Here is a 21,013-nt window from a genome sequence, read left to right on the forward strand (position 1 = left end):
TGAGACGCTTCGAGGACGCAGGAAAACGAGGGGGCACCATGGTGGTGAACGGCAAACGCAGTGTGGTCGACGAGGCGATCGATGACATCCGCCAACGGATTCGAGAGGGCGAGTGGGGTCTGGGCGACCGGATTCCCCCAGAACCTGAACTCGGCAGGGCTTTGGGACTGAGCCGCGCTCCCTTGCGCGAGGCTCTCCGTGCGTTGGTGCACGCGGGACTCCTGGTGACCCGGCAAGGGGACGGGACATTCGTCGCCGCCGTGGATGAGCAGGAGATCGCGCTCCGGCGAGGCTTCCAGGACGCGGACCCTTTCGAGGCGGTCGAGGTCCGACGCAGCCTGGACGTACCCGCAGCCGCTTTGGCCGCGCAACGCCGGGACCAAACAGACCTGGACAAGCTCCAGAACGCCCTGGACCGCCGTCGTGCTGCGGCCGAAAAACGGGACGACGATGGCTTCCGGGAGGCCGACATCGACTTCCACCGCGCTGTGGTTGACGCCGCACACAACCAACTCCTGGCGGGCATCTACGGTTCCCTGGCCGCCAGCATTGACGGTTCCTGGACCTCCCGCGCCGGACTCGACCGTGCGGCAAACACAGGACATGACCATCACGACGACCTCTTCGAGGCCATCCGCGATGGCTCCGTTCAAGACGCGATGCTTGTGGCCGGAACCATCCTGGACAACCAGGCGTCCGACTTGGAGAACAAGTGATTACACGCCTCAAGGCGGCCTTCGTGATCGGCTACGCGGACAACGACCACTGCATCCTGCGTGACGCCGAACTTGTGCACGATGACGCAGACATCCTGTTCGTGGGCCGGGAGTACTCCGGCCACGTGGACGTTGAGATCAATGCCGGGCAAGCGATTGTGTCCCCTGGTTTCATCGACCTCAACGCTCTGGCGGACATCGACCATGCCATTTTCGATTCCTGGCCGGATGCCTCCCGCCGCCTGGGCCTGGTGTGGTCCGAAGCGTATCTCAAGGACCATGGAGCCGTCTTTACCCGGGAACAGGCCCGCTTCCGACGCGAATTCGCTTTGTCCCAGCTGGTCCGCAACGGCATCACCACCCTCATGCCCATCGCCTCAGAGAGCTATCACGAGTGGTGTGAGGACTACCAGGACATGGCCGACACCGCAGATGCCGTGGAGGCGATCGGCCTCCGCGCCTATCTCGGTCCCAGCTACCGCACAGCCGTCCCATACACGGACGGCACCAACGTACTGCTCCACGAAGACGAACGGCGCGGCCTGGCTGGACTTGAGGACGCCATACGATTCGCCCAGGATTTCGAAGGACGTGCCAGCGGGCTGATCCGCACCGCCCTGCTGCCTTCGCGCATCGAGACCCAGACCGAGCAGACGCTGCGCCTGACACGCAAGGCCGCGGACGAACTAGGTATTCCGGTCCGCCTGCACGCCGCACAGGGACTCTTCGAAATAGAAACCATGATCGCCCGCACCGGCAAGCGTTCCCTGCCGTACCTCGCGGATCTGGGCTTCCTCGCGGATCGGACATTCATTCCCCACGCCTGGACGGTGCCGGGGCATCCACTCATGCCAGAGGCCTTCGGCGCCGGGGATGACCTTGGACTGCTCGCGGAATCCGGTGCGAATGTCCTGCTCTGTCCTATCCCCATGGCCCACTACGGCGGCATGCTGGACAACTATGATTCCTACCGCGAGCGCGGCATCCGGATCGTGCTGGGGACAGACTCCGCCCCGCCGAACATGATCCGCGCCATGGACTTGGCCATGGGTATGACCAAGTCAGTCACAGGCGACCGTTCCAGCGCCCAGGCTGCCGATCTCTTCCGCTCAGCCACGCTGGACCCTGCAGAAGCGCTGGGGCGCCCAGACCTCGGACGCCTGGCACCGGGAGCCCAAGCAGACTACTTCGTTCTTGACCTGGCCAACCAGCACATTGGACCCTATGGCGACCCGATCCGCACCATGGTGATGAACGCCGACGGCCGTGACATCTCGCGCGTTGTGGTGGCTGGCCGAACCATTGTTGACCAGGGCGGGATCGTCACCGTCGACACGAGCGACTACCGTGAACGTGCCCAGGACTTCCTGGACCACTACATCGCATCCTTCAGCGTCTCGGACCATGCCAAGCGGCCAACGCAGGAACTGCTGCCGCCGAGTTTTCCTCTGCGCTGAACCGGTGCACCCCGCCGCCGGGCCGAGGCGTGGCGTTACGGGATCGGGACAGGCACGACGCCGAGCGGCGCCAACCGCTCTGCGCCTCCGTCCGGGGCGGACAGGACCCAGATGCCCTTTTCGTGCACGGCAACCGAGTGCTCCCACTGGCAGGAGCGCTTCCCGTCAGTGGTGACGACGGTCCAGTCGTCATCCAAGGTGGCGGTCTCGATGCTGCCGCGTACCAACATGGGTTCGATGGCGAGGCAAAGACCCTGCCGGATCTTCGGACCCCGGTGGCTGGTGCGGTAATTCAGGACGTCCGGTGCCATGTGCATTTCCGAACCGATGCCATGGCCCACGTAGTCCTCAAGGATGCCAAGGGGCTTACCGGGGACGGAAGAAACGTAGTCATCAATAGCGTTGCCAATATCTCCCACAAACTTGCCCTTGGCCAGGGCAGCTATCCCCCGCCACATGGCAGCCTCGGTGACATCCGAGAGCCGCTGGTCCTCAGGGTCCGCCGTGCCAACGATGACGGTGCGGGCAGAGTCAGAGTGCCAGCCGTCAACGATGCACCCGCCGTCGATGGAAATGATGTCGCCGTCGTTGAGGACGCGCTTCCCGGGGATACCGTGGACCACTTCCTCGTTGACTGACGTGCAGATGGTCGCAGGGAAGCCATGGTAACCAAGGAAGTTGGACTTGGCGCCGGCGTCATTCAGGACTGCCGCGAAAACGTCATCGAGATCCTTGGTGGTGACGCCCGCCTTGGCCGCCGCAACGGCAGCATCAAGAGCACGGCTGAGGACCAAACCGGCCCCGTGCATCTTGCGCATTTGCTCGTTGGTTTTGTACTCGATGCGGGGCTGACCGAACGCCATGTTCTCCTCTGGATGGTTTGCTGTAGGAGCCGATCAGGCCCCATGCTCCAACCATTTTCCCGCATCGGAGAGCATGGTCGAAATTGGCTCAATTCCCAGCTCGTCGCGCAATCGGTCCAAACGGTAGGTTCTGTTCCGTCCGAGCTGGGTGACAGCGTAGCGTGTAAGGCGTGGTGCCCGCCCGGAAGCGAGGGCAAAGCCCTCGGAAATGCCGGCAAGGGCCATGGCAGCAGGCACAGGAATGTAACTGATACCCACGCCGGCATGACCGGTTGCATCCAACACTTGCCTAAGCACTGCACCCAGTTCCACCGGCGCGGCATCGGCCACGTTGACGGCTCCGTTGACGCCGGTCTGGCAAGCTGCCAGCACGGCTTGCGCAAGGTTCTGCACGTGTGTGAGCTGGTGACGTATACCGCGGTGCCCCACAGTGAGAAGCCGCCCGTGGCGGATATTGCTGACCAGGCGCGGCAGGAGCGTCCTATCCCCCGGCCCGTAAACGCCATGCGGCCGAAGAGCCACGGCGTTGCCATGGCGTCGGGCCTCGACGTCTGCGAGCGCCTTGCTTCTTGCATATGCGTTCACGTGGCGCTCAGCCACGTCCTCCTCGCCGCGATTGGTACACGACTCCCACCAGGGGTAGACGCTGGAACTGGAAATGTGCACCAGGCGTGTAGTCGGGTAAGCCTCAGCTACGGCACGCGTACCCAGGACGTTGGTGCGGTAGAACGTGCGGGCGTTCCCCCAGTCCGCCACGTGGGCCGCCGCATGGATCACCGCGTCCACCGCCGGCACCCGGGCTGGCGGCACGCCGGTCAGGTCCCAATATGTCAGCCCGGGGCCTTGGCGCCGTGTGAAGCGCACAACTTCCCAGCCTCGGGCTTCTGCGGCAGCGGCCACTGCTCCCCCAATGAACCCCGTGGCCCCGGTGACCGCGATCCTCACCGAACGCCAGCATTGTCAGTGGACCTGAGGGCAAATTCCCGCCGAAGTGCTTCGCGGTCCGGCTTCTTGTGGCGTCCGCCGACAGGGATGGCATCCAGGATTTCGATGTGGTCGGGCAGCGCTGATTCATCGATCATCTTCGGAAGCTCCTTGACGAGCCTTGCCCTCAGATGCGCTCCGGTCTCCCCCTTGGTGCCTGCTTCCTCCTCCGCAGCCACGACGGCCAGCCACACAGCTTCATCACCGATCCCATCCGGAACCCCGACCATGACGGCCTGCTGAACTCCGGGTACTGAGGCGATCAGCGGTTCATACAGTGCAGGGTAGATATTGGTCTTGCCTCTGATGATCATGTCCTTCTTACGCCCAATCATCACCAAGCGCGCGGCCCCCGTTCCGGATCCTCCAGCACCGTGGTCCAGCCGTACCAGGTCTCCCGTGGCGTGCTCCATCATTGCTTCCCTGCCCAGATATCCCTGGCACATGTTCGGCCCCCGGGCGAACAGTTCGTGGTCCTCTCCCACGCGGATCCGGACAGCGGGCAGTGGCTCGCCGAGGAAATCGCCTTCGCCGCTGCCGTCAGGCGATCTGAACTGGGCCTCGGCGCCGGACGCGAACGCCAGCTTCTCCCGACCATCAGCGATGGCGATGGGCAGCAACTCCGTCATGCCATATATGAGCTTGAACTCGACGCCGGGAAGCAGCGCCATGGCCCGCTTCAAGAACGGAGCCAACACCGGTGCGGCACCCAGCATCACGGTCCCCAGAGTCTCTGGCAGCGTGACAGTGCCGTTCTCGATGGCATCCAGGATGGGCGCCAACTGGGAGGGCACGAGGAAAAGGTGCGTGGCGCCGTCGTACGAGTCTTCTTTGCCAGCCACCGGACCAAGCTCCCGTGCCAAACGAAGGGGATCGATGTGTGCGGAGAAGCCATAGCCCGGCATGGTCCAGTGGGCGCCAGCGATGAGGGCCGGCAGTCCCATCATCAGCTGCTCGGAGTGGATGCGATCACCCTCGCCAAAAGTACAGCGCAGGCTGAGTTGCTCAAACCCCGCCGCAAGGGAACCCCGGGTGTGCACCACCCCTTTGGGAGCACCGGTGGTCCCGGATGTAAAGATGATCACGGCTTCCTGCGCAGAGGACGTCCCTGCAGAAGGTGGAACCCTATCCGCAGGCGGCGCCGGTTTCGCCAGGCTCTTCACGGGCGTCGCGCCCCGGGGAACTCCCGGGAGCCACGGTCCGGAGTAGTAGTGCCTGACGTCCATGGCCCCGTAGTCCGGAAGCAGCAAACCCCGGCGCCGGGCCAGTGGCCGCAGCGGGCTCCGGGTGCTCACCGCGTACAGGAGCGACTCAGCGGCAGCCCACCGTGGGGCCGCGAGTTCGGCCCGGTCACGGAAGAGCGTGGGTCCTATTCCGGGATCAATGAACACCACCGAACCACCGGCCCGGACGGCTCCGAGTGCCAGGATGAACGCTGTTGGGCTGGGGCGGACCGAGAACAACATCCGTTCACCAGCACCAAAGCCATCCTCGCGAAGGCGCAAGGCCGTTGCTTCTACACCGTTCACCAACTGGCCGTACGTGATGGTCCGGCCGGGCCGTAGGCGGCCCGGAACCTGGCTCCAGCGGGAAAATCTGCCGGGCGCCGTGATCGCTGGGCTATCCGGCACGCGCTCCGCCGCCGCATAAACCGCCGTGATGAGATCCGCGCCGGACACTGTGTCTTCCAACAATGCGTCGTCAAGCATTGACCAGCTCCAACTTCCTGTATCCCGGAATGAGAACACCCTTGCTCACTTGACGGGACGAAATTGCCCAGGGATGTTGGGCGTACCTGTCCAGAAGCAAATTCAGCGTCGCGTTGATCTCGGCCATAGCCAACGGCATGCCGATGCAAAAGTGCGGACCTGCCCCGAACCAAAGTTGACGCGCATGCGCCGGGATAGGGATCTCGGGGTCGAATCTGCCCAGGCTCTTGGAGGCGTGAACGGTCGATAGCAGGAGGCGGTCTCCTGCCCGGACCGCGACTCCGCCCAGGCTGGAAGGAGCAACAACATCCCTCAGCATCATGGGAGATGGCACTGTGAACCGCAGTGCCTCGTTCACGGTCGAGGGAACCGAGGGCCGGTCATCAACAAGGCCCTCGATGCGTCCGCTGTCCGCGAGCAGCGCAGTCAGCCGCGGCACAAAGGACACCAAAGTCTCCGTTCCAACCATGACGAACGCACTGATGATGCCCATGGCCTCTTCCTCGGTCATGCCAAGTCCGCGCAGCCGCCCGGGAAACGTTTGGGGGTCGCTCTTCCGGTACGCTTCCCGCGCCGGTCCAGCCAGGACCCCGACGGCGGATCTTCCCTTGGCGACCTGCCTCACCGTCAGCGTGGGGCGCCCCAAGCGGACGAGCGAAGAGATGGAGGACCCTAAGTTGAAGAGTTCCCTGTTGGGCAGCCGTCCAGGTGCATCGTCCGGCACCCCAAGCAGCCTGGAGATCACTCCGCCAGCGAGCTCCTTGACGCCGTCCACCAGATCCACGGGGCCACCTGCGTCCAGCCCGCGGTGCAGGCGGGAATGAAGGGAAGCTCCTGCCGGCTCAACAATCGCCGCCACTGAACGTGGGGTGAAGAGGTCAGCGAGCTTGCGCCGCAGCTCCCTGTGCGCCACACCGTCCATGTTTACCAACGCCTTGGGGCCCACCACAGGAGTCCAGAGCGCACCCGAACCCGACGGTCCGTTCTTGATGAATCGTTCGCTATCCATGAGAACGTCACGAACCAAGGTGGCTTCGCTGACAAGGACCCCAAGGCCAGGTAAACGGATGACTGGCCGGATGCTGCCCAATCCCCGGATCGCCGGGTACAACAATGGATGTGCCCCCAGCTGTACACGCTGTTCCCAGCGCTCGGCCTTGGTCACCACTCCGTTGGGCATCCTTCTGTTGGGCATCATGTCACCGGATGTCCACGTGCTCCGGGCGGTATCGGTGGTCTGCATACCAAGCCAGAGTGTTCTTCAAGCCCCAGGCTTTCACCCGCCGCGAAGAGCCGTACACAACCACATCCCGGCGTAACGCGTAATTGCGGCTGAGCTTTCGTACGCGGTTGGACAGCGCGCGGTCTTCGTGGAGGTCTTCTATGCTGGTCCGCGGGAATCCGCCGGAACGGTGGTACATATCTGCAGTGATCGCCATGTTGCACCCGGGAAGCATCTGATACGGGCCCAGGTACCCGTCGCCTTTGTTGCCGGGACGGATACGGCCGAAGAACGATGCGATCTCCACGGCCAGCAGCATCATCCTCCGATCCCTTGCACTGATCCCTTCATCCTCACGTGGCACAAGTTGGCCGGCGATGAGTTCCAGGCCGTCGTTGAAGGCCTGAACAATCCTCGCGGTCCAATCCGGTGCGGCCAGGCAATCTGCATCCGTGCGGGCCAGCCACGTGGCGCCGTGATCCACGCCAAAGCGCATGCCGGTATCTGCGGCCGCGCCCGTCCCCTTCTCGGCTTCATGCACAAGCCTGATGTCCATAGTGGGATGGACTGCGGCGAACTCTGCCACGATCAAGCAGCTGGAGTCCGTTGATCCATTGTCGACCACCACTATGGTGAAGTCCTGGTACTCCTGGCCCGCAAGGGAGTCCAGCGTCTGCCGGACAAGCTTTTCTTCGTTCAGCATGGGCACAGCGATGGACAGGGGCCTGGTAGGCGCTGTGCTTCCGAGGCCATTATTCGGCATCACAGCCGCACCACCGCCAAACCCAGGCTCACGCCGCCGGCAAGTCCCACCAGCGCCACGAGATCTCCCGGACCGCAACGGCCATTGTCCAGGGCGAGCTTCAATTGCAGCGGCAGGCTAACAGAGGCCAAATTTCCGAACTCCTCTACCGATGGCACCAGGAGCCGTGTTGGAACACCGGCCCGCTCCGCGAAGATCTCCCGGTACGGTGCGCTCACCTGGTGCACGCAAACCACGGCGAAGTCCGTCCACTCCAGTTCAAGCCGATCCAGTGTGTCATCGAGGATGCCACAGCCCAGATCCAGGAACGCATCCTTGAGCTTCTCCCCATCCATGGTGAAATAGGTGGCTTCCGGATCGCGCGGGTAAGCGGAACCGCCCGCGGCAAGAGTGCCCACGGCCCAATGGCTACTGCGGGCACTGAAGCCCATGGCAAGGATGCCTGCGGGACCGGCATCCAGTGGGGTCTCCGCCATTGCCGCTGAAATCGCTGGTTCCAGCAGCACTGCCGCTCCGCCGTCGCTCATCGTGTACCCGGGAAAGCTGGACGCAAAAGTCTCGAAGTCCGGAACTGTCCAACGGACCGCCCTCGACGGCGACTCCCCTGTGACCACGAGGACCCGGGCATACCGTCCCGTAGCGATCAGGGCATCGGCCACTTCAAGGCCGTTCAGGAAACTGTTGCACGCATTCTTCACGTCCATCACAGGGCAGCCGAGACCGAGTTTGGCAGCTGCCATATGGCCCGTGGCCGGTTCCACCATGTCCTGGCTGGCGGAGGCGAAGATGAGGAGGTCTATGTCCGGGGCCTGCAGCCCGCATTCAGCAAGGAGCTTCGCCGCCGCATTGGCCGCAAGGTCAGACGCTTGCTCGGAGTCCGCCATGACACTCCGGGAGCGGATGCCGGTAACCCGGGAGATCAAGCCCTTCGGTACGCGGAATCCAAGGCTCGACTCGCCAATGCGACGTTCGACGGCGGCTGTGTCCAGGCGCGCAGGTGGGAGATAGACCTCCAGACCTGCAATCCTGCTGTGTCCGGAAAGAGCTGTTTGCATGCGGTTCCCCCAAAAAACTGCCGCGAGACGAAAAAGGTGTGTCCCGCACCAATGGTACGGGACACACCCTTTTGCTCCAGCGCCGACAATCCGGCTATGTGGAAAAGCCTGCTAGACGGCCTTGGCCGACTCGATGGCAGTGAGGACGCGGTTGGTGACCTCGTCGATTCCGCCGATGCCGTCAACCTGAGTCAGGATCCCACGCTCGGCATACTTGGCAACAACGGCCTCAGTCTGCTCGTGGTAGAGGTCCAGGCGGTGACGGATGACGGCTTCATTGTCGTCAGAGCGTCCGGTTTCCTTCGCACGGCCCAGGAGGCGGGACACCAGTTCTTCGTCGTCGGCAGTCAACTGGAGCACGACGTCGAGCTCCTGCTCACCTTCAGCGAGGATCTGGTCCAGGTAGTCAACCTGCGCAGTGGTGCGCGGGTAGCCATCCAGGAGGAAGCCGTTCTCGACGTCGCTCTGGCTCAGGCGGTCGCGAACCATGTTGTTCGTGACGCTGTCCGGAACGAAGTCGCCTGCGTCCATGTACTTCTTGGCTTCGATGCCCAAAGGGGTTTCGCCCTTTACGTTGGCACGGAAGATGTCGCCTGTGGAGATGGCGACTACGCCGAGCCGCTCGGAAATCCGCTCGGCCTGCGTACCCTTACCCGAACCGGGAGGTCCAATGATCAGCATTCTCGTCATCGCAAAAGCCCTTCGTAGTGACGTTGTTGTAGCTGCGCATCAATCTGCTTGACGGTTTCCAGACCGACACCCACCATGATCAGGATTGACGTGCCACCAAACGGGAAGTTCTGGTTGGCGTTGATCAAGACGAGTGCAACCAGCGGAATCAACGCCACGAAGCCCAGGTAGAAGGCTCCAGGCAGGGTGATCCTGGAAAGCACGTACTGCAGGTAGTCCGCGGTCGGTTTACCCGCCCGGATGCCCGGAATGAACCCTCCGTACTTCTTCATGTTGTCCGACACTTCTTCAGGGTTGAAGGTGATGGCCACGTAGAAGTAGGTGAAGAACACGATCATGGCGAAGTAGAGCGCCATGTAGATGGGGTGGTCGCCACGGGTGAGGTTGTTGTTGATCCACTCAACCCAGGGCGCCAACTGCTCCCCTGCTTTCGGCTGGTTGAACTGCGCAATCAGGCCTGGCAGGTACAGCATTGAGGAAGCGAAGATGACGGGCACGACGCCGGCCATGTTCACCTTGATGGGGATGTAGGTACTGGTGCCACCCACGGTGCGGCGTCCGATCATGCGCTTGGCGTACTGAACGGGAACCCGCCGCTGGGACTGCTCCACGAAGACCACCAGGGCCACCGTGAGCAAGCCGATTGCCAGGACGATGAAGAACGTGCCCGGTCCCTTCGTCTCCCAAATGGAACCAAGTGAACGCGGGAAGCCTGCGGCGATGGAGGTGAAGATGAGCAGCGACATTCCGTTGCCCACACCCTTCTCCGTAACGAGCTCGCCCATCCACATGATGAGGCCCGTACCGGCCGTCAGCGTGATGATGATGAGCAGCGTCGTAATGATGCTGTCATCAGGAATGATCGGGAGGTTACAACCAGGAAGAAGCTGGCCGGACCGCGCCAAGGACACCAGGGTGGTGGCGTTCAAGAGCCCGAGCGCGATGGTGAGGTAACGGGTGTACTGGGTCAACTTCGACTGGCCCGAGGAGCCCTCTTCATAGAGCTGCTGGAACCGGGGAATGACCACCCGGAGCAGCTGAACGATGATGCTCGACGTGATGTAGGGCATGATGCCCAGTGCAAAGATCGAGACCTGCAGCAACGCGCCGCCGCTGAACAGGTTAACCAGCTGGTAAATGCCCTGCGAGGTGTCACCGTTGTTCAAGCATTGCTGGACATTCTGGTAGTTCACACCAGGCGAGGGGATGAAAGCTCCCAAGCGGAAGATTGTGATGATTCCCAGCGTGAACAACAACTTGCGTCGCAAATCAGGCGTCCGAAACGCCCGGCCGAATGCGCTTAGCAAGCGTCCTCCTGAGTAGAAAGTACAAGGATGTGGATGGGCTCAATGAAACCCAACAACCGAGTCTAGCTGCTTGTGACGCCGTCGTAATAATCGAGAGTTCACTTTCACGCAAAAAATCCCGGTATACGGGGCCGAGGCCCCGCATACCGGGATCATTTTTACAACGGGCATCAGCCCCACTGGCTCTTAGAGAGCAGTGGTGCTTCCACCTGCTGCAGCAATCTTTTCAGCAGCGCTGGAAGAGAAAGCGTGGGCGGTGACGTCAACCTTGACGGTGATGTCGCCGGTGCCCAGGACCTTGACGGGCTGGTTCTTGCGAACGGCACCCTTCTCAACCAGGGACTCAACGGTGACAGCGCCACCTTCCGGGAACAGCTCGTTGAGCTTGTCCAGGTTCACAACCTGGAACTCAACCCGGAACGGGTTCTTGAAGCCGCGCAGCTTCGGCAGGCGCATGTGCAGCGGCAGCTGGCCGCCGGCAAAGCCAGCCTTTACCTGGTAGCGGGCCTTCGTACCCTTGGTACCGCGACCAGCGGTCTTACCCTTGGAGCCTTCACCACGACCAACACGGGTCTTGGCGGTCTTGGCACCCGGGGCGGGACGCAGGTGGTGGACCTTCAGAGCGTTCTGCTTCTCAGCAGCCTCTGCGGCGGTCTTGTTCTCTGCCATTACTTCGCCTCCTCTACATTCACGAGGTGCGGAACCGTGTTGAGCATTCCAACGGTCACGGCGTCGGCGTCGCGGACAACAGTGTGTCCGATGCGCTTCAGGCCGAGGGACCGAAGGGTAGCCTTCTGGTTCTGCTTGGCGCCGATGACGCCCTTGATCTGGGTGATCTCCAACTTGGCGTCGGAGGGAGTCAGGTTCTTAGCCATGACTAAACACCTGCCTTCTGGTTCTGGAGCGCGCGCACCAGAGCAGCAGGAGCAACCTCATCCAGCGGCAGGCCACGGCGGGCAGCCACGGAAGCGGGCTCTTCGAGCTGCTTCAGAGCGTCAACGGTCGCGTGAACGATGTTGATCGCGTTGGAGGAACCGAGCGACTTGGAGAGGATGTCGTGGATACCCACGCACTCCAGTACCGCGCGGACCGGACCACCGGCGATAACACCGGTACCGGCGGAAGCCGGACGCAGCAGGACGACGCCTGCAGCAGCCTCACCCTGCACACGGTGCGGGATGGTGTTGCCAACGCGGGGAACGCGGAAGAAGGACTTCTTGGCCTCTTCAACGCCCTTTGCGATAGCAGCAGGAACTTCCTTGGCCTTGCCGTAGCCGACGCCAACCATACCGTTGCCGTCACCGACGACGACGAGGGCGGTGAAGCTGAAGCGACGACCACCCTTGACGACCTTGGCAACGCGGTTGATGGTTACAACGCGCTCTACGAACTGGCTCTTCTCGGCTTCGCGACCGCCGTCGCGGCCACCACGGCCACCACGGTCGCCGCGGCCCTGGCCACGCTCGCCGCGCTCACCACGACGTCCGCCGCGGCGGTCGTCGGTAGCGGGTGCGGTCTCAGTTGCTTCAGCAGCTACAGCTTCAGTCACCTGAATGTCCTTTTCGTTATTTTCAACGGTCACAGTGCCAGCCCACCTTCGCGAGCACCGTCAGCGACGGCGGCGATGCGGCCGTGGTACTTGTTACCGCCACGGTCGAAGACAACAGCTTCGACGCCTGCAGCCTTGGCACGCTCGGCAACGAGCTCGCCGACGCGCTTGGCCTTGGCAGTCTTGTCTCCGTCGAGTGCGCGAAGGTCAGCTTCCAGAGTGGAAGCGTAAGCCACGGTTACACCCTTGCTGTCATCGACAACCTGGACGAAGATGTGGCGTGCCGAACGGTTGACGACCAGACGAGGACGTACAGCCGTACCGGTGATGCGCTTGCGGATACGAAGCTGGCGGCGGCTGCGTGCAGCAGACTTGCTCTTGTTCGTACGCTTCTTGTTAATTGCGATGGCCATGGTTTACTTACCAGCCTTTCCGACCTTGCGGCGGATGACTTCGCCGGCGTAACGGACACCCTTGCCCTTGTAGGGGTCAGGCTTGCGCAGCTTGCGAATGTTGGCAGCAACCTCGCCGACCTGCTGCTTGTTGATACCCGCAACAGAGAGCTTGGTCGGACCCTCTACTACGAAGGTGATGCCTTCGGGTGCCGAGACGTTAACCGGGTGGCTGAAGCCAAGAGCGAACTCCAGGTCAGAACCCTTGGCCTGAACGCGGTAACCGGTACCGACGATTTCAAGCTTCTTCTCGTAGCCCTCGGTAACGCCCTGGATCATGTTGGCGATCAGGGTGCGGGTCAGGCCGTGCAGCGAACGCGAGTTGCGCTCGTCGTTCGGGCGGGTGACCGTGAGAGTGTTCTCTTCCAGGGAAACCTCGATCGGGCTGGCTACAGTGTGGCTCAGCTCTCCCTTGGAACCCTTGACGCTGATGACGGAGCCATCAAGCTTGACCTCAACTCCGGCAGGAACGGTGATGGGGAGACGTCCAATACGTGACATTATTCTCTTCCTTTCCCGTTACCAGACGTACGCGAGGACTTCGCCGCCCACGCCCTTCTTGCCGGCCTGCTTGTCAGTCAGGAGGCCGGAAGAGGTGGACAGGATAGCGATACCCAGGCCACCCAGCACGTGAGGCAGGTTGGTGGACTTCGCGTAAACGCGGAGGCCGGGCTTGGAGATGCGGCGGACGCCAGCGATGGAACGCTCGCGGTTCGGACCGAACTTCAGGTCGATGGTCAGCTTCTTGCCAACCTCGGCGTCTTCTTCCTTCCAGCCGGCAATGTAGCCTTCTGCCTTCAGGATGTCAGCAACGCGTGCCTTCAGCTTGCTGTACGGCATGGTCACGGTGTCGTGGTATGCCGAGTTTGCATTGCGCAGACGCGTGAGCATGTCTGCGACAGGATCTGTCATAGTCATTTGGGCTATAGCCCTTCCTCATAACGGTTTCCGCTGCGCCTGCTCTTACGAGCCTGCGCTGCCGGACCTGTTACGTAGTTAGTTTTCGGTCTTGAACGGGAAACCAAGCGCCTTGAGCAGCGCGCGGCCTTCGTCGTCGGTCTTGGCGGTGGTGACGACCGTGATGTCCATACCGCGAACGCGGTCGATGGAGTCCTGGTCGATTTCGTGGAACATAACCTGCTCGGTCAGACCGAAGGTGTAGTTGCCGTTGCCATCGAACTGCTTGCCGTTGAGGCCGCGGAAGTCACGGATACGCGGCAGAGCCAGCGAAACCAGACGGTCCACGAATTCCCACATGCGGTCTCCACGCAGGGTTGCGTGTGCACCGATCGGCATGCCTTCGCGCAGCTTGAACTGTGCAATCGACTTGCGGGCCTTGGTTACCTGCGGCTTCTGGCCGGTGATCAGGGTGAGGTCGCGGACAGCGCCGTCGATCAGCTTGGAGTCCTTGGCGGCATCTCCAACACCCATGTTCACAACAACCTTCACCAGGCGGGGAACCTGGTTCACGTTCGCATAGCTGAATTCGTCCTGCAGGGACTTCTTGATGGTCTCTGCATACTTGGTCTTCAGACGCGGAACGATCTTCGTTTCGACGGTGGTCTCAGACAGTGTCTCACTCATCAGATGTCCTTCCCGGTGGCCTTGGACACGCGGATACGGACGGTCTTGGTAGCGCCATCCTTCTCAACGGTGTCGAGACGGAAACCAACACGGGTCGGCTTCTTGGTCGACGGGTCAACCAGAGCAACGTTGGAAACGTGGATCGGGGCCTCAACGACCTCAATGCCACCGGTCTTGGTGCCGCGCTGCGACTGACCGACCTTGGTGTGCTTGGTGACGCGGTTGATTCCCTCTACCAGCACGCGGTTGGTGTCCGGGAATACGCGCAGGACCTTGCCCTGCTTGCCGCGGTCGCCGCCGCGTTCCTGCTTGGCGCCGGTGATGACCTGAACGAGGTCACCCTTCTTGATCTTAGCCATGGACTAAAGCACCTCCGGGGCCAGCGAAACGATCTTCATGAACTTCTTGTCGCGAAGTTCACGACCAACCGGGCCGAAGATACGGGTACCGCGGGGGTCACCGTCGTTCTTCAGAATCACAGCTGCGTTTTCGTCAAACTTGATGTAGGAACCATCCGCACGGCGGCGTTCCTTCTTGGTACGGACGATGACCGCCTTGACGACGTCGCCCTTCTTTACGTTTCCGCCGGGAATAGCGTCCTTGACGGTAGCGACGATGACGTCGCCAATGCCTGCGTAGCGACGACCGGATCCACCGAGAACGCGAATGGTAAGGATTTCCTTAGCACCCGTGTTGTCGGCGACCTTGAGTCGCGACTCCTGCTGAATCAATTTTTACTCCTTGCGTCGCGCCGGTTCTCAGACCGAAATCATGCATACGGAATGAGCCTTGCGGAACGGTTGATCGGGGTGTCTCTTGACCTGGCTGGATTTTGCCAGAACAGGCCTAAACGCCCGTGCCACGAGCATCAGCTTCCCTTGCAGAAAACTCTGCGCGGGGCAGTATGCAGCGGCACGATTGTTTACGAGGTAGTGGATGACACACAAATGGCGCCATACAAACTCAATATCCTAGCATGTTTCGCGGCCCTTTCCGAAACGGGCCAGGAACGCGGAAGGGCCCGCGTTCCATGCAGAACGCGGACCCTTCCAATGAATCCAAACCGGGCAGGCCCGGCGTCGGATTTACTTTGCCTTTTCGAGGATCTCCACCAGGCGCCACCGCTTGGTAGCGGACAGCGGGCGGGTCTCAGAGATGAGAACGAGGTCGCCGATACCGGCGGTGTTCTCTTCGTCGTGAGCCTTGATCTTCGAGGTGCGGCGAATAACCTTGCCGTACAGAGCGTGCTTCACGCGGTCTTCAACCTGAACAACGATGGTCTTTTCCATCTTGTCAGAGACAACGTAGCCGCGACGCGTCTTACGGTAACCGCGCTGTTCAGCGCTGGCTGCTGCTTCCGTCACAGTTTCCTTCTCGCTCACTTGGCGTCCTCTCCAGCTTCAGCTTCGGCCGTTTCAGCCTTGGCAGCCTTCTTGGACTTCTTTTCTTCCTTGGCTTCCACAACCGGTGCGGCAACCTCGGCACGAATGCCCAGCTCGCGCTCACGGAGAACGGTGTAGATGCGTGCGATGTCCTTCTTTACCGCACGCAGGCGACCGTGGTTCTCCAGCTGTCCGGTGGCGGACTGGAAACGCAGGTTGAACAGCTCTTCCTTGGACTTGCGGAGTTCTTCAACGAGACGCTCGTTGTCGAAACCGTCCAGCTGTGCGGGTGCGAGATCCTTCGACCCTACTGCCATTTCTATTCACCACCTTCGCGACGCACAATGCGTGCCTTCAACGGGAGCTTGTGGATTGCCAGGCGCAGGGCCTCGCGAGCTACCTCTTCATTGACACCGGAGAGTTCGAAGAGAACCCGGCCCGGCTTGACGTTTGCGACCCACCATTCCGGAGAACCCTTACCGGAACCCATACGGGTTTCAGCAGGCTTCTTCGTCAGCGGACGGTCCGGGTAGATGTTGATCCAGACCTTACCGCCACGCTTGATGTGGCGGGTCATCGCGATACGGGCGGACTCGATCTGACGGTTCGTCACGTATGCCGGGCTCAGGGCCTGGATACCGTACTCACCGAAACTGACCTTGGTGCCACCCGTTGCAGCGCCGGAACGACCCGGGTGGTGCTGCTTACGGTGCTTGACTCGACGTGGGATAAGCATTTAAGCCTCTCCTCCTTCTGCTGCCGGAGCAGCAGCTTCAGCGGCCGGAGCCTCTGCAGCAACCGGTGCTGCGTCAGCGGCCGGGCGGTCGTTACGACGACGGCGGTCGCCACCCGGGCGGCCCGGACGGTCTCCTGCGCGGCCACGGGACGGAGCAGCAGCTGCCTGCTGAGCCAGTTCCTTGGCGGTTACGTCACCCTTGTAGATCCAAACCTTCACACCGATGCGGCCGAAGGTGGTCTTGGCTTCGTAGAAGCCGTAGTCGATGTTCGCACGGAGGGTGTGCAGGGGCACACGGCCTTCGCGGTAGAACTCCGAGCGGGACATTTCCGCGCCACCCAGACGACCCGAGCAAGCAACACGGATACCCTTGGCACCCGCACGCTGTGCGGACTGCATGGCCTTCTTCATCGCACGGCGGAAAGCCACGCGGGAAGTCAGCTGCTCAGCGATGCCCTGGGCAACAAGCTGTGCTTCCATCTCGGGGTTCTTGACCTCGAGGATGTTCAGCTGAACCTGCTTGCCAGTGAGCTTTTCGAGCTCGCCGCGGATGCGGTCTGCCTCGGCGCCACGGCGACCGATGACGATACCCGGGCGTGCCGTGTGGATATCCACGCGGACACGGTCACGGGTGCGCTCGATCTCAACCTTGGCGATACCGGCGCGCTCCATGCCAGTGGACATGAGCTGACGGATCTTGATGTCCTCGCGGACGAAGTCCTTGTAGCGCTGTCCGGCCTTGTTGCTGTCAGCAAACCAGTGCGAAACGTGGTCGGTGGTGATGCCGAGTCGGAACCCGTGCGGGTTTACTTTCTGTCCCACTTAGCGAGCCTCCTCTTTCTCCGGGGTTGCGACGACCACGGTGATGTGGCTGGTCCGCTTCCTAATGCGGTAGGCGCGGCCTTGGGCACGCGGCTGGAACCGCTTCATGGTCGGGCCTTCATCAACGAATGCTTCGCTGATGAACAGGTCGCTGTCGTCGAATGCAACGCCATCACGGTCCGCGAGGACACGTGCGTTGGCCATTGCCGACTGAAGTACCTTGAATACCGGCTCCGAAGCTGCCTGGGGGGCAAACTTCAGAATTGCCAGAGCCTCATTCGCTTGCTTACCACGAACAAGGTTGACGACGCGCCGGGCCTTCATAGGCGTTACGCGGATGTGACGCGCAATAGCCTTGGCTTCCATTGCTTTCCTTCTCTCGTCTAAGACGTAAAGCCAGGCGCCTAGCGGCGCTTGCCCTTACGGTCGTCCTTAACATGGCCGCGGAATGTCCGCGTGGGAGCGAATTCGCCGAGCTTGTGCCCGACCATCGACTCAGTGACAAACACCGGAATGTGCTTGCGTCCGTCGTGTACGGCGATCGTGTGCCCGAGCATGTCGGGGATGATCATCGAACGGCGGGACCAGGTCTTGATGACGTTCTTGGTGCCCTTATCGTTTTCCCGTGCGACCTTCACAAAGAGGTGCTGGTCAACGAAAGGACCTTTTTTCAGGCTGCGTGGCATGTGTCCAGGCTCCTATCGCTTGTTCTTGCCAGTACGGCGGCGACGAACAATAAGCTTGTCGCTCTCTTTGTTCGGACGGCGGGTACGGCCCTCGGGCTTGCCGTTCGGGTTAACCGGGTGACGTCCACCGGAAGTCTTACCTTCACCACCACCGTGCGGGTGGTCAACCGGGTTCATGGCTACACCACGGACGGTCGGGCGAACGCCCTTCCAGCGCATACGGCCGGCCTTGCCCCAGTTGATGTTCGACTGCTCGGCGTTGCCGACCTCGCCGACGGTTGCGCGGCAGCGCACGTCAACGTTGCGGATTTCGCCGGAGGGCAGACGCAGCTGGGCGAAGCGGCCTTCCTTTGCAACGAGCTGTACCGAAGCACCTGCGGAACGTGCCATCTTGGCGCCGCCACCCGGACGCAGTTCAACTGCGTGGATAACGGTACCAACCGGGATGTTGCGCAGCGGCAGGTTGTTGCCCGGCTTGATGTCAGCGTCGGGGCCAGCCTCGACGAAGTCACCCTGAGCCAGCTTGTTAGGAGCGATGATGTAACGCTTGGTGCCATCAACGTAGTGCAGGAGTGCGATGCGAGCCGTGCGGTTCGGGTCGTACTCGATTTCGGCAACGCGGGCGTTGATGCCGTCCTTGTCGTGACGACGGAAGTCGATCAGACGGTACTGGCGCTTGTGCCCACCACCCTTGTGACGGGTGGTGATCTTACCGGAGTTGTTACGGCCGCCAGTCTTGTGCAGCGGACGCAGCAACGACTTTTCCGGAGTCGATCGCGTGATTTCAGCAAAGTCGGCTACGCTCGAGCCACGACGGCCCGGGGTAGTCGGCTTGTATTTACGGATTCCCATAATTTATTTCCTCGTTAAAGTGGTCTCCGCTACGCGAGCGGACCGCCGAAGATGTCGATTGTGCCTTCTTTGAGGGTGACAATTGCACGCTTGGTGCTCTTGCGCTGTCCCCAGCCGAATTTGGTGCGCTTGCGCTTACCGGCACGGTTGATGGTGTTGATCGAGTCAACTTTGACCGAGAAGATCTTCTCTACGGCCAACTTGATCTCGGTCTTGTTCGAGCGAGGGTCCACCAGGAAGGTGTACTTGCCTTCGTCGATCAGACCGTAGCTCTTTTCCGATACGACGGGTGCAAGCACGACGTCGCGCGGGTCCTTGATGGTGGTTACGCTCACTTGGAGGCCTCCTCGTTCTTGGCCTTGTCAGCGACGAACGCCTCGAAAGCAGCCTTGGTGAAGACCACGTCGTCGGAGATGAGAACGTCGTAGGTGTTCAGCTGGTCTGCGTACAGAACGTGAACATCTGCGAGGTTGCGCACGGAGAGTGCAGCGACGTCGTTGGCGCGCTCGATAACAACGAGCAGGTTCTTGCGCTCGGAGACTGCACGCAGCGAAGCCAGTGCTTCCTTGGCGGACGGCTTGGTGCCGGCTACCAGTTCAGCGATGACGTGGATGCGACCGTTGCGGGCGCGGTCAGACAGGGCGCCGCGGAGAGCAGCAGCCTTCATCTTCTTGGGGGTGCGCTGGCTGTAGTCACGAGGGGTCGGACCGTGGACAACGCCACCGCCGGTCATGTGAGGAGCACGGATGGAACCCTGACGGGCGCGGCCGGTGCCCTTCTGCTTGAACGGCTTGCGACCTGCACCGGAAACCTCGGCGCGGGTCTTCGTCTTGTGGGTACCCTGGCGGGCAGCAGCGAGCTGTGCGACGACGACCTGGTGCAACAGGGGCACGTTGGTCTGGACGTCGAAGATCTCTGCAGGCAGGTCTACCTTGACAGTGCTAGTCATCTAACTAGGCTCCCTTCACGGCGGTGCGTACGAGTACGACCTGGCCGCGGGCACCGGGGACGGCGCCCTTGATAAGGAGCAGCGACTTCTCAACGTCAACAGCGTGAACCGTGAGGTTCAGCGTCGTGTGACGCTCGGCGCCCATGCGGCCGGCCATTTTCAGGCCCTTGAAGACGCGGCTCGGGGTGGATGCGCCACCGATGGAGCCAGGCTTACGGTGGTTCTTGTGGGCACCGTGGGAAGCGCCAACGCCGTGGAAGCCGTGACGCTTCATAACACCGGCGAAGCCCTTACCCTTTGAGGTGCCGACGACGTCGATCTTCTGGCCGGCTTCGAAGATCTCAACAGAGAGCTCCTGGCCCAGCTCGTAGGATGCGGCGTCTGCGGTACGCAGTTCGACGACGTGGCGGCGAGGGGTAACGCCAGCCTTTTCAAAGTGACCAGCCAGCGGCTTGGTTACCTTGCGGGGGTCGATCTGGCCGTAGCCGATCTGGACGGCGACGTAGCCATCTACCTCTGCGTTGCGCAGCTGCGTGATGACGTTGGAGTCAGCCTGGACGACAGTTACCGGGATGAGCTTGTTGTTCTCGTCCCAGACCTGGGTCATGCCGAGCTTCGTGCCCAGCAGGCCCTTTACGTTACGGGTTGCGGTCATAGTCTCTCAGCACCTCCCTAGAGCTTGATTTCGATGTTCACGTCTGCAGGCAGGTCGAGACGCATAAGCGAGTCAACGGCCTTCGGCGTGGGGTCGATGATGTCGATCAGACGCTTGTGAGTACGCATTTCAAAGTGCTCACGGCTGTCCTTGTACTTGTGAGGAGAGCGAATAACGCAGTAAACGTTCTTCTCCGTGGGCAGCGGCACCGGGCCGACTACCGTTGCGCCTGCGCGCGTGACCGTCTCAACGATCTTCCGCGCTGAAACATCAATGACCTCGTGGTCATATGACTTCAGCCGGATGCGGATTTTTTGTCCCGCCATGTCGCCTGACTCTCTTTCAGCTAGTGCTGCTCTAGTTAGGGCTGCTCTGTTTACTTACCTGTTGATGTGGCCGCCGAAGCGTTTGAGGTTCTACCACCACACGCCGCACAAGCTGAATCCGGATATTCCGGGTTCCTCAACCTGCCGGCGCACCGACCCCCGCGGTCGGGCGTGTCGCGATTTCCACGCAGACTCGACCGCATTCCATGGGGTTCAGGGTTATGTTTGGGCTTCAGCCTGGACCCTGACACCCG

General features: G+C 61.6%; 30 protein-coding genes. 2 read left to right on the top strand and 28 right to left on the bottom strand.

Going from position 1 to position 21,013, the window contains the following annotated elements; translation table 11 throughout:
• The first annotated feature begins 38 nt into the window (after positions 1–38).
• Complete coding sequence (locus ACZ5G6_RS17225) at positions 39–716, top strand: FadR/GntR family transcriptional regulator (protein WP_498686813.1); 678 nt, start codon at positions 39–41, stop codon at positions 714–716.
• Positions 713–2,173 (top strand): chlorohydrolase family protein, encoded by a 1,461-nt coding sequence (locus tag ACZ5G6_RS17230; protein WP_498686815.1) that lies wholly within the window; start codon positions 713–715, stop codon positions 2,171–2,173. Before ACZ5G6_RS17225 ends, ACZ5G6_RS17230 begins: the two co-directional genes overlap by 4 nt.
• A gap of 35 nt (positions 2,174–2,208) precedes the next feature.
• On the opposite strand, the gene map is transcribed toward ACZ5G6_RS17230, so the two are convergent.
• From map to rpsJ, 28 genes are all read right to left on the bottom strand, one after another.
• Complete coding sequence (map, locus tag ACZ5G6_RS17235; RefSeq protein WP_498686817.1) at positions 2,209–3,036, bottom strand: type I methionyl aminopeptidase; 828 nt, start codon at positions 3,034–3,036, stop codon at positions 2,209–2,211.
• Between the two features lie 33 nt (positions 3,037–3,069).
• Positions 3,070–3,981 (bottom strand): NAD-dependent epimerase/dehydratase family protein, encoded by a 912-nt coding sequence (locus ACZ5G6_RS17240; protein WP_498686819.1) that lies wholly within the window; start codon positions 3,979–3,981, stop codon positions 3,070–3,072.
• Positions 3,978–5,729 carry a class I adenylate-forming enzyme family protein gene (locus ACZ5G6_RS17245; protein WP_498686821.1) on the bottom strand — a complete coding sequence of 584 codons (1,752 nt, stop codon included), beginning with the start codon at positions 5,727–5,729 and terminating at the stop codon, positions 3,978–3,980. The genes ACZ5G6_RS17240 and ACZ5G6_RS17245 overlap by 4 nt, the downstream gene beginning before the upstream one ends.
• On the bottom strand, positions 5,722–6,972 hold the full coding sequence (locus tag ACZ5G6_RS17250) for a cytochrome P450 (protein WP_223933967.1): 1,251 nt from the start codon (positions 6,970–6,972) through the stop codon (positions 5,722–5,724). Before ACZ5G6_RS17250 ends, ACZ5G6_RS17245 begins: the two co-directional genes overlap by 8 nt.
• Positions 6,929–7,714, bottom strand: coding sequence for a glycosyltransferase family 2 protein (locus ACZ5G6_RS17255; protein ID WP_498691932.1), 786 nt, complete (start codon positions 7,712–7,714; stop codon positions 6,929–6,931). Before ACZ5G6_RS17255 ends, ACZ5G6_RS17250 begins: the two co-directional genes overlap by 44 nt.
• Positions 7,714–8,769: a 3-oxoacyl-ACP synthase III family protein gene (locus ACZ5G6_RS17260; RefSeq protein WP_498686823.1), complete on the bottom strand. Its 1,056-nt coding sequence runs from the start codon at positions 8,767–8,769 to the stop codon at positions 7,714–7,716. Before ACZ5G6_RS17260 ends, ACZ5G6_RS17255 begins: the two co-directional genes overlap by 1 nt.
• 111 nt (positions 8,770–8,880) lie before the next feature.
• Entirely contained in the window at positions 8,881–9,450 is a 570-nt protein-coding gene (locus ACZ5G6_RS17265) for an adenylate kinase (protein ID WP_223937624.1), read from the bottom strand.
• Positions 9,451–9,455: 5 nt separating this feature from the next.
• Positions 9,456–10,766 (bottom strand): preprotein translocase subunit SecY, encoded by a 1,311-nt coding sequence (gene secY / locus ACZ5G6_RS17270; RefSeq protein ID WP_216925094.1) that lies wholly within the window; start codon positions 10,764–10,766, stop codon positions 9,456–9,458.
• A gap of 186 nt (positions 10,767–10,952) precedes the next feature.
• The gene (rplO, locus tag ACZ5G6_RS17275) at positions 10,953–11,435 is read right to left on the bottom strand and encodes a 50S ribosomal protein L15 (protein ID WP_216925093.1); all 483 of its coding nucleotides are present in this window, start codon (positions 11,433–11,435) and stop codon (positions 10,953–10,955) included.
• Positions 11,435–11,641, bottom strand: coding sequence for a 50S ribosomal protein L30 (gene rpmD, locus ACZ5G6_RS17280; RefSeq protein ID WP_216925092.1), 207 nt, complete (start codon positions 11,639–11,641; stop codon positions 11,435–11,437). The genes rplO and rpmD overlap by 1 nt, the downstream gene beginning before the upstream one ends.
• Positions 11,642–11,643: 2 nt before the next feature.
• Positions 11,644–12,315, bottom strand: coding sequence for a 30S ribosomal protein S5 (gene rpsE / locus ACZ5G6_RS17285; RefSeq protein ID WP_216925200.1), 672 nt, complete (start codon positions 12,313–12,315; stop codon positions 11,644–11,646).
• Between the two features lie 29 nt (positions 12,316–12,344).
• Positions 12,345–12,728: a 50S ribosomal protein L18 gene (gene rplR / locus ACZ5G6_RS17290; RefSeq protein WP_223933973.1), complete on the bottom strand. Its 384-nt coding sequence runs from the start codon at positions 12,726–12,728 to the stop codon at positions 12,345–12,347.
• Between the two features lie 3 nt (positions 12,729–12,731).
• The gene (rplF, locus tag ACZ5G6_RS17295; protein ID WP_144659422.1) at positions 12,732–13,268 is read right to left on the bottom strand and encodes a 50S ribosomal protein L6; all 537 of its coding nucleotides are present in this window, start codon (positions 13,266–13,268) and stop codon (positions 12,732–12,734) included.
• Between the two features lie 18 nt (positions 13,269–13,286).
• A complete protein-coding gene (rpsH, locus tag ACZ5G6_RS17300; RefSeq protein WP_216925090.1) occupies positions 13,287–13,685 on the bottom strand; it encodes a 30S ribosomal protein S8 in 399 nt (132 codons plus the stop codon).
• A 78-nt stretch (positions 13,686–13,763) separates the two neighbouring features.
• A complete protein-coding gene (gene rplE, locus ACZ5G6_RS17305; RefSeq protein ID WP_223933975.1) occupies positions 13,764–14,351 on the bottom strand; it encodes a 50S ribosomal protein L5 in 588 nt (195 codons plus the stop codon).
• The gene (gene rplX / locus ACZ5G6_RS17310; RefSeq protein ID WP_062073171.1) at positions 14,351–14,710 is read right to left on the bottom strand and encodes a 50S ribosomal protein L24; all 360 of its coding nucleotides are present in this window, start codon (positions 14,708–14,710) and stop codon (positions 14,351–14,353) included. Before rplX ends, rplE begins: the two co-directional genes overlap by 1 nt.
• A gap of 3 nt (positions 14,711–14,713) precedes the next feature.
• Positions 14,714–15,082 (bottom strand): 50S ribosomal protein L14, encoded by a 369-nt coding sequence (gene rplN, locus ACZ5G6_RS17315; protein WP_003803789.1) that lies wholly within the window; start codon positions 15,080–15,082, stop codon positions 14,714–14,716.
• 354 nt (positions 15,083–15,436) lie between these two features.
• Positions 15,437–15,733 carry a 30S ribosomal protein S17 gene (gene rpsQ / locus ACZ5G6_RS17320; protein WP_011775587.1) on the bottom strand — a complete coding sequence of 99 codons (297 nt, stop codon included), beginning with the start codon at positions 15,731–15,733 and terminating at the stop codon, positions 15,437–15,439.
• Positions 15,730–16,050 carry a 50S ribosomal protein L29 gene (gene rpmC / locus ACZ5G6_RS17325; RefSeq protein WP_275959788.1) on the bottom strand — a complete coding sequence of 107 codons (321 nt, stop codon included), beginning with the start codon at positions 16,048–16,050 and terminating at the stop codon, positions 15,730–15,732. Before rpmC ends, rpsQ begins: the two co-directional genes overlap by 4 nt.
• A 2-nt stretch (positions 16,051–16,052) precedes the next feature.
• The gene (gene rplP, locus ACZ5G6_RS17330; protein WP_003803795.1) at positions 16,053–16,469 is read right to left on the bottom strand and encodes a 50S ribosomal protein L16; all 417 of its coding nucleotides are present in this window, start codon (positions 16,467–16,469) and stop codon (positions 16,053–16,055) included.
• Entirely contained in the window at positions 16,470–17,291 is an 822-nt protein-coding gene (gene rpsC, locus ACZ5G6_RS17335; RefSeq protein WP_216925088.1) for a 30S ribosomal protein S3, read from the bottom strand.
• Positions 17,292–17,657 carry a 50S ribosomal protein L22 gene (rplV, locus tag ACZ5G6_RS17340; protein ID WP_090817766.1) on the bottom strand — a complete coding sequence of 122 codons (366 nt, stop codon included), beginning with the start codon at positions 17,655–17,657 and terminating at the stop codon, positions 17,292–17,294.
• 38 nt (positions 17,658–17,695) lie between these two features.
• A complete protein-coding gene (gene rpsS / locus ACZ5G6_RS17345; RefSeq protein WP_011775591.1) occupies positions 17,696–17,977 on the bottom strand; it encodes a 30S ribosomal protein S19 in 282 nt (93 codons plus the stop codon).
• A 12-nt stretch (positions 17,978–17,989) separates the two neighbouring features.
• Complete coding sequence (rplB, locus tag ACZ5G6_RS17350) at positions 17,990–18,829, bottom strand: 50S ribosomal protein L2 (protein WP_133202376.1); 840 nt, start codon at positions 18,827–18,829, stop codon at positions 17,990–17,992.
• Between the two features lie 29 nt (positions 18,830–18,858).
• Positions 18,859–19,164 carry a 50S ribosomal protein L23 gene (rplW, locus tag ACZ5G6_RS17355; protein ID WP_011775593.1) on the bottom strand — a complete coding sequence of 102 codons (306 nt, stop codon included), beginning with the start codon at positions 19,162–19,164 and terminating at the stop codon, positions 18,859–18,861.
• The gene (rplD, locus tag ACZ5G6_RS17360) at positions 19,161–19,778 is read right to left on the bottom strand and encodes a 50S ribosomal protein L4 (RefSeq protein WP_223933977.1); all 618 of its coding nucleotides are present in this window, start codon (positions 19,776–19,778) and stop codon (positions 19,161–19,163) included. The genes rplW and rplD overlap by 4 nt, the downstream gene beginning before the upstream one ends.
• A gap of 4 nt (positions 19,779–19,782) precedes the next feature.
• Positions 19,783–20,433, bottom strand: a complete 651-nt coding sequence (gene rplC / locus ACZ5G6_RS17365; RefSeq protein WP_026539807.1) for a 50S ribosomal protein L3 — start codon at positions 20,431–20,433, stop codon at positions 19,783–19,785.
• A 17-nt stretch (positions 20,434–20,450) separates the two neighbouring features.
• A complete protein-coding gene (gene rpsJ, locus ACZ5G6_RS17370; protein ID WP_003803825.1) occupies positions 20,451–20,759 on the bottom strand; it encodes a 30S ribosomal protein S10 in 309 nt (102 codons plus the stop codon).
• Between the last annotated feature and the right edge of the window lie 254 nt (positions 20,760–21,013).

It is taken from the genome of Arthrobacter sp. TmtSoilC51 (genome assembly GCF_055388015.1).